The sequence below is a fragment of the Butyrivibrio sp. AE3009 genome (genome assembly GCF_000420845.1).
Taxonomy (GTDB): Bacteria; Bacillota; Clostridia; order Lachnospirales; family Lachnospiraceae; genus Butyrivibrio.
On record NZ_ATVS01000074.1, the window covers coordinates 1 to 8,089 of the forward strand.

The 8,089-nt window shown below is 46.2% G+C and carries 7 protein-coding genes and 1 pseudogene; 7 read left to right on the forward strand and 1 reads right to left on the reverse strand.

Annotated features, from left to right (window positions below):
- The 7 genes and pseudogenes from G588_RS22865 to G588_RS0118050 form a co-directional block, all read left to right on the forward strand.
- A pseudogene (locus G588_RS22865) lies at positions 1-263 on the forward strand (RNA-guided endonuclease InsQ/TnpB family protein); the annotation flags it as partial.
- A gap of 119 nt (positions 264-382) precedes the next feature.
- On the forward strand, positions 383-511 hold the full coding sequence (locus G588_RS23310; RefSeq protein WP_022780083.1) for a hypothetical protein: 129 nt from the start codon (positions 383-385) through the stop codon (positions 509-511).
- A gap of 60 nt (positions 512-571) precedes the next feature.
- Entirely contained in the window at positions 572-1,222 is a 651-nt protein-coding gene (locus G588_RS0118030) for a class I SAM-dependent methyltransferase (protein WP_022780084.1), read from the forward strand.
- 36 nt (positions 1,223-1,258) lie between these two features.
- Entirely contained in the window at positions 1,259-2,008 is a 750-nt protein-coding gene (locus tag G588_RS0118035) for a hypothetical protein (RefSeq protein ID WP_022780085.1), read from the forward strand.
- Positions 2,009-2,059: 51 nt separating this feature from the next.
- Entirely contained in the window at positions 2,060-2,815 is a 756-nt protein-coding gene (locus tag G588_RS0118040; protein WP_022780086.1) for a hypothetical protein, read from the forward strand.
- 4 nt (positions 2,816-2,819) lie between these two features.
- On the forward strand, positions 2,820-3,977 hold the full coding sequence (locus G588_RS21900; RefSeq protein ID WP_022780087.1) for a GTP-binding protein: 1,158 nt from the start codon (positions 2,820-2,822) through the stop codon (positions 3,975-3,977).
- On the forward strand, positions 3,958-5,595 hold the full coding sequence (locus G588_RS0118050) for a hypothetical protein (protein ID WP_022780088.1): 1,638 nt from the start codon (positions 3,958-3,960) through the stop codon (positions 5,593-5,595). Before G588_RS21900 ends, G588_RS0118050 begins: the two co-directional genes overlap by 20 nt.
- 715 nt (positions 5,596-6,310) lie before the next feature.
- Here the strand turns inward: G588_RS0118050 and G588_RS22270 are convergent.
- A partial coding sequence (locus G588_RS22270; protein WP_022780090.1) for an endo-1,4-beta-xylanase occupies positions 6,311-8,089 on the reverse strand: 1,779 nt, incomplete at its 5' end.

Here is an 8,089-nt window from a genome sequence, read left to right on the forward strand (position 1 = left end):
AGGCTGATTTTCTTGCAATGGATGAATTGCCTGTATATTGTAAAGGAGATGACAAACCATACTCTTTTTCCGGAAAGAGGATAAAGAGAGGCCTATACAGGCATTACGATGGTACTGTAACAAATGCAGACATAAACGGGGCTGCAAATATCTTAAGAAAAGTATTCCCAAAGGTAACCCAATGGGATAGGGGCATAGTGGACATGCCCTGTTCTGCATGCTGCGTAGAGCAGCATGCAGGTTCATGCCGCGAAGCGGCGTAACAGAAACCCTTTCCGACGCAGAGTCGGTGAGGGCAGTTCATTTACTTTGAATCAGTTTCTGTATATTCTGATCGTCATGTGGGTATTCAGCGCTGTTCCGGAAAAAATGGTGACGGTGTATGGCACTGATAGTGGGACACCTCTTTTCTGCAATGGTTCTGGCGGGAATGTTTGTATTGACGGAGGTAATATTCAGTATTGTCCTTGCTATTGAAGTCAGGAATATTGCAAAATTACAGCAATCATGATCATAAGCGGATTTTCGTTGTATCAGAGAGAATCAGATAAGCATCAAGGAGCAACAACCTATGCAACACGACTATGAATCATACTGGAACCGGTGCTGGCAGGAAGAGAATGCCTCCGACCTATTCAAATACCTCGAAGGCTACAATCGCCTATCCACCCCTGAAATCGATTTTTTTAAACAAAACGGTATAGCCTCCGTCTGCGACGCAGCATGCGGGTTTGGTGCGTACTGTCTTGCTTTTGCGTCAAATGGATTCAGGGTGTCGGGCTTTGATATATCCGAGACTGCGGTGAGAATCACGACTGCGGCGCTTCAGAAGTACGGGTACGCAGATGCTCAGATCAAGGCGGCGAGCATATTGGATACGGGGTATGAGGACGCCTCTTTTGACGGAGTTGTGGCCCATGCGGTGCTGGATCATCTGACGGCAGCAGATGCCAAAAGAGCGCTGGCAGAGTTATTTCGAATCACAAGACCCGGAGGCCTTGTGATGGTCTCGTTTGATATTCCCGAGGAAGATGATTTTAATGAAGAGCACAGGCTTTTAGAAGACGGTACGATGGAGTATACTTGTGAGAGCCGCAGTGATATGCTGTTTCATCCCTATGACTGGGCGGAAATAGAGGAGCTGACCGCAGGTTACAACATATCATACAAGGCGGACAGGGGAAAAAGAGAGCGTGTCGTAGTATTAAGAAAGCCGGAATAAAATAGGGCGAAAAATATAAGGCTCGAGGAGAAATACATGGGGACAACACTTTGCAATCTGAACGTATATAACCCGGAGAAAAAGGATTACGATCCGGGCAAAGAGTATCTGAAAGTCAATATTACAGAGGACTGGGATACGATTCTTGAAAACGACGATGACCACGATTTTGACAGGATATGCAAGCTGGCAGCATCTTTGTCCGGATCGCTGGATACAAATATAGTAGCGACGACGTATTTTGATGACGATATTTTTGACCTTGAAATATACAGTAGCGGCAAGAAGAAAGCTTTTTACCACACCGGCTATGACAAGCTGGAGGTTAAGAACGCCTCAGCTATGGTGAGTATGCTGGATCTTGATGCCACCGACGCCAAGGCCTTCAGATATCTTTTGAAAAAAGGGTTAGGCGCAGGGTATGCCATAAGCAGTTTTTCAGCGCTGGCAGGGCTCCCTTTTTACGTAGAAAAATATATGTATGAGCATATGCCGGACAAGATAATCCCGGACAAAGAGGCGGTTCTAAAAGAAATCGAGAAAGAAAAAGCCAAAATCGCCAAGAAACCTAAGTTTGATAACACCGCAGAGCTTCTGTGCGAGATTCCCGGAATTGCGGTGGATCAGATGATCGAATACGGGGACGAGCAGAAGGGTGTTGTGAGAGTGGTTGAGCCCTCAGAGGGAGAAATCGATTACGGCCATATTCACTGCTATCAGATTAATGCGGAAAAAGAGCCTTCGCTCCAGCAGATACATGACTACAAGCTTCCCTACAAAGAATAGGCCCCGAGGTATGAACCAAGAGCCCTTGCAAATCTGGGGGACTGGATCGACTTGTTAGATAACAGAGAATGTGTTGTCCATGAATTTGGCAAGGAAGAGGATATCAAGGCTGTCATAGCAATGAGCGAGATACCGGCTGACAAATTTATTCTCACTAAGTATGAAGCCCTTGCTAAAAAATGGATATATCCATATAAGCTTCCTTTTAACCCCGGTAACGAGAAGCTATTAGAGGGTGTGGATCCCCGCTCCAGCTTCTTTGATATGTGCAGGAATGAAGTAATGATAGAAAACGGTCTGATGATCCACATCGGCGCATATTGTGATTATCGCAATAAAAAGCAGTATATAGTGGTGGATTTTTTCACTGAAGACCGGGAATATCAGAAGACATACTTTATTCCTATTGATCCTGATTTCGCATTTTACAGCATCAGTGCGGACTACCTCTATATTGAGGAAAAGCAGCAGATCATCCTCGGTGAGTACATCATAGATCTGAAGAATAAAACCTTCACGGTAAGTGACACTCTTTCGCCTGACATGCAGTATGTCACCCGCAGGAAACTTCGTGATGGCAAGGAGGTTCTGATTGTCCAGTCATCAAGGGCTTTCTTTGTTTATGATATGGATTACAAGCTTCTGCTGTCCAAAAGTGTTAAGGGCAGCATAATTGCCAAAATGATCGATGATGAAGACAATATCCTTGTTATTACTTCAGACCATATTCTGGCTCTGGGATGCAGCTATGATCTAAGACCCAGGGATAAGGTGAAGCTGTACAGGATTCCGCTGGTTACCGGGTGACAATATGCAGATTTTGTTGATTTCGGGGTTCCTTGGGGCGGGGAAGACCACCTTTATCAAGGAACTTATTAAGAGGACGGACAAGCGTCCCGTCATATTGGAAAATGAATATGGTGCCAACAATCTGGACTCTCTTGAGCTTCAGAAGGCGGCTGAGGATTCGGGCAAAAAAGAAGAACTGAAGGTCCTGGAGTTCATGGAAGGGTGCGTATGCTGTACGATGAAGGACAGCTTCGTGAATTCGGTGCTGGCAATCTTTTCTTCTCTAAGTCCGGAATATCTGATCATAGAACCCACAGGTGTGGGGCGGCTCAGTAGTATCATTGAGAATCTAAAACCCATCCTTGGCAGGGTGAATTACCTTCTGGAGCCGGTAGTTGTGCTGTCGCCTTCGAATTTTAGAAGTAACATGAAGGAGTGGCCTGAGCTGTACGCAGATCAGATTGCGAATGCGGGGAAGGTTGTTTTTTCTAAGTGCGAGAATACAGACGATGAGGAGCTGAAGGCGGTTACAGAGGAGATACTTAAGATCAATCCGAAGGCCAAGGTGACAGACAGGCATTACAGCAAGATGGATGAGGATTGGTGGAGAGATATCCTTGAAGCCGGTGGTGGCGCTGCGGGACAAGGTACGGCTGGATGTGTCAGTACAGGTGCAGGAGCCGGTGTAGATGCAGGCGCTAGTATAGGTGTAGGAGCTAGTACGAGTGCAGGAGCCGGTGTAGGTGCAGGAGCTAGGACAGACGTAGGAGATGGCGCAGTTAAAGGCAACGGTTCAAATACAGGGGAGAGCACCGACTCAGGAAAAGACACAGAGGCCTTATCCCAGGTCAGCATCGGTACCGCAGGCTTCCACAACTACGGCGAACTTATCCAGCTCCTTGAGGACTGTTTACACGGCGAATTCGGCCTCGTAAGCCGCGCCAAGGGAACGCTCTGGGTGGGCTCGGAGGTGCTGAGGTTTGACCTGGCAGACAAGCTCTATGCCATAGCCGCCTCCCCAGACGACAACTGCCAATGTGTATTCATCGGCAAAGGACTGAATGAGAAGAAACTCCGTGAGCGCCTTACGGGGCAAGGAAGAAGGATGCTCAAACGTTATCCGAGGCAGAAGACAAAATTTTTTAGACCAGGAGACAACATTGGGAACGACATTTTGTAACATCAACGTATTTAATCCGAAAGGAATAGAATATAAACCCGGGAAGAACCTGACAATCGTTAAGGCATCCAAGGAATGGGACACCATAGTCCAGGAGGATGACATTCCCGAACCTATGGCAATCAAAAAAGCAGCAAAGGCAGTATCTGCAGCAGTAGAGGGAACCGCAATTTCCCTGTGCTATCTTGATGACTCCGCATTTGAGCTGACAGTATTTGAGGCAGGAGCCAAGAAGGGCGAGTATCTGCTGGATAACGGCTTTTGCAAAAAGAGCGGCCTTCCGAACATAATAAATGGCCTTGGGCTGGATGATAAGGCAGCTAAGGCCTTTAAGAAGATCATTACGACAGAGGCTGATGCACGCAAGGTTATCGAATTACTTTGCGCACTAAGTGAGATACCTCTTTTCCTCGATAAAAGGATGTTTGATGAGGGGGTTCTGAAAGTCACTGAGTTAACCGGGAATGCCGTGATCAAGCAATATACCACTGCTCCAAAGGCCAAGAAAGGGGCACTGGGTGACAAGAAAGAAGCGCAGCTCCTTCAAGAGGTGTCCGGTGTGCTGGGTGGCTTCTATGACTATGAAAACGGCATTTTCTCCATGATGAGGCATGAGGATGACGGGACACTGGACAGAGGGCATTTGCACTGCTATCAGCTGATTCAGGAGCAGGAGCCTAGATTTGAGAAGAGTCACGACATAAGACTGGATCTGGAATCGCTGTCTACCATGAAGAATATCAAGGGATTTGTTTATCACCGGCAGACACCTTTTTACCCGGAGACCCTGTCTGTCTATGATGATATCGATTCTATCGGCTATATAGCCCAAGGCGATGCCTGCGATAGCTACAGGAATCGGATACTTGTGCCCGTGGATAAGCGCGTTTTTCCCAAATATCAGATACAGCTCCAATGCGATGATCTGAAGGTAGAGGGACCCGAGGGACTCGTAACTTACTCCCAGTGTGAAGCCAAATATCTTGTCAGAGAAGGGGATTATTACAAGCCCCTCAGAAAAGAGCGGGAATTCGAACCAACTCCTGACCAGCTGCATGATATGGGCTACGACTGCAGAAAGCTTGATCATTTCTATGCCGACTCAGAGGAAATCGTAAGGATCATGATGGTCACTGACATTAAGGAAGCTCAGAGCTATTTAAGGGTAGATTACTTCGGACATGACTATGTTCTTAAGCGCACTGAACAGTTCCCCATCAAGAGCTCCTTTGATTTCGAATCGATCTGGGGCGGATGTGTCTACATACGGGAGAAGAATCTTATCTTTGCCGGCGGCTATTCTATAGACCCAGGCAAGAAGAAAATTAGCGAGATCAGTGAGCTCCCCGCTAAGCTTAAGCAAAAGCTCTATGCCTGCCACCTATGCAGAAATAAAGCCGGTAAAGCAATGGTTGCCGTTATCATGGACAAGATGATCTGCATCCTTAATGACAACCTTAAGCTCCAGTACCACGCTAAGTTCAAAGAATCCATCGAAAATTACTACTTCGATGAGTCAGGTAATCTGTTTGTTGTAACCTGCAAGAGGGGCTGGAAAATGCCCTATGATGATTACAGGGAAGATTCCGGAATCAAACTCTATAAGCTCGAAATCTGATGAAGCAAATGGGATTGACGCTGTGAGGTTGTATGTAGCGGCTTTTGCTGAATCGATGCTACTAGATCACAATGATATAAATGAAGGGCAGTACATCATGATGATTGATGCGCTGCCCTTTTTATGGGTGTATGCTACCATTTTGCGAGGAGGTTTGGTAGCTATGAAATGAATGAAAAAGTTTTGTGCCAAATATTTTGTTTGGATTTCATGTATGTATTGTGGGTCAAATAGTGGAATACTCTCACATGTTGATAATGTATTGGCATTACGCGATATTACGCATATATGATATCGATAATAAGAGGGCAATTTACGTCTACATAATGGATTCTTGAAATAAGACGTAGTCCATTTTTGGGCTTACGTCTATAATGACTTTTTATCGGAGGAGACGTAGCGTCAATTGGAATTGTGGTTTTACATTACGTCTGGACAACACTTTTTTAGCCAGAGACGTAATTCTAATCTTGTATTGGTGGGAGGTATATTGCGAATTACGCCATTTTCGCGTTTTATACAGAATAGACTTAATTGAATTTTCTAGGACTACGTCAAATACAAGAAACGGTCAATTCAGACGTAATGAAAAAAATGGACTACGTCTTCTCAGTAAAAAACCTGTAATTATACGTAATAACAAGTAGTAGCCAATACAAAAAACGCCGGGAAGTACGAAATGTACTTCCCGGCGTCATTAAGTTACGGGGTTGTATTACTCAAGGGTGTAATCGATTGAGCTGTTGGCCTGGCCGCTGCCAAGTGAACCGAACTCAACTGATCCGCCTGCAGGAATGTAGGAGTTCCATGAAACAGGAGTAATTACATAGTAATTGCCGCTGGTCTTAACATTTACATTCCAGGAAGAACCGATGTTAACCTGGTTCTTGTTAACTTTGAGTGTCCATCCGTTAACAGCGTTGCCGGAGTTGTTGACGATCTTCCAGGTTACCTGGTAGCCGCCGCCCCAGCTGTTAACTGAGTACTGAAGCTCAAGTCCGCCTTCAACTACAACAGGCTCGGGATCGGGCTCCGGAGTAGGCTCGGGATCGGGTGTAGGCTCAGGATCGGGAGTAACAACAGTCTCTGAAGATGATGAAGGAGCTTCTGCCTTCTCGAACTGCCAGAGCTGGTTGTTGCCGCCGTTAGCTGCCCACTGTACTACGTTAGTGCCGTCTGCTGTCTTCTTCTCATAGATGTCGAGTACCTTAGCACCTGATGTAGCCTTGGTTCCGATGTTGTAGTAGCCTGCATTTGCTGTTGTGAGAACAACGAACTGCTGAGCTGTTCCGCCGTAAGCCTGGTAGATACCTACGTCTGTTCCGTTGTCTGTCTCGCCGTTTGCAAGGTCAAGGTTAACATCGCCAAGACCGTTCTTAAGTGTGATGTAGCCATCACCAACGTTTGTTACATACCACTTCTGTGCACGTACGCCGCTGCCTGTCTTGATAACAACGCTCTTCCAGCCGTCTGCATTGTCTGCATCAACTGTGAGGTACTTCTGTGAAAGAGGATTCTTTACATAGTACCAACCGTCGGAGATGGTTGCTGTCTCAACTACAGGTGTAGGCTCGGGTTCGGGCTCAGGATCGGGCTCGGGTGTAGGCTGAGGATCAACTACAGGTGTGTTTGAACCGCCGCCTGTTGTAGGCTGACCAAAGGTCTCTGTGTAAGCCTGAAGAACTTTGCTGTAAGCCTGCTTGGGCTGACCGGGCCTTGAGAAAAGAAGAGGAGCAGAGTTGCTGATCCATGTTGTCTGATCTGAAAGTCCCCACCATGTGATACCTGTGATCTTGCCGCCGTTCTTCTTGGCCTGGTTGATGCCCTTGAAGAGGTTGTAAGAGTAGTTAGCCATATCGCTGTCACCCTTGTTGGTGATATCAAGCTCTGTGATCTGAACCTCAAAGCCTGCTCTGAGGAATGAGTTAAGAGCCTGGAGATAGTAATCAGTTGAAGGATAGTTGGTTCCAAGGTGTGACTGCATACCAACACCTGAGCAAACCTTCTTACCCTGGTTGACGTAGTTAACAAGCTTGATTACATCGTTTACTTCCATGTATGTGTTGTAATCGTTGTAGAAGAGGCTAACTGAGTTAGTGAGCTTGAAGTACTCAAGTGTCTCATAAGCGTAGTTAAATGCCTTCTTTACATATGTAGCGTTGGTCTTGTTGCTGCCGTAAACTGCTTCCCAACCGGAGTTCTGAGCGTGAAGGATCTCGTTACATACATCCCATGCATAAACAACAGAACCGTACTGGTTGTTGTATACGTGGTTCATAACGGTCTTAACATACATCTCAAGACGCTTGTCCATTGTGGAAGAATTTACAAAGCCGCCGTTTCCTGAATAGCCGTTTCTGAAGAACCAGCTAGGTGTCTGTGAGTGCCATACAAGAGTATGAGCTCTCATCTTAAGGCCGTTCTGGTAGCAGATCTTCATAACTTCATCAACAGTGTTGAAGTTGATCTGAGGAACATACTGCTCATTGTATCC

What these genes read in the sequence shown, in the direction of transcription:
- G588_RS0118035 (WP_022780085.1), top strand. Translation starts at nt 1,259, where the DNA reads ATGGGGACAACACTTTGCAATCTGAACGTATATAACCCGGAGAAAAAG.
- G588_RS0118030 (WP_022780084.1), top strand. Translation starts at nt 572, where the DNA reads ATGCAACACGACTATGAATCATACTGGAACCGGTGCTGGCAGGAAGAG.
- G588_RS21900 (WP_022780087.1), top strand. Translation starts at nt 2,820, where the DNA reads ATGCAGATTTTGTTGATTTCGGGGTTCCTTGGGGCGGGGAAGACCACC.
- G588_RS23310 (WP_022780083.1), top strand. Translation starts at nt 383, where the DNA reads ATGGCACTGATAGTGGGACACCTCTTTTCTGCAATGGTTCTGGCGGGA.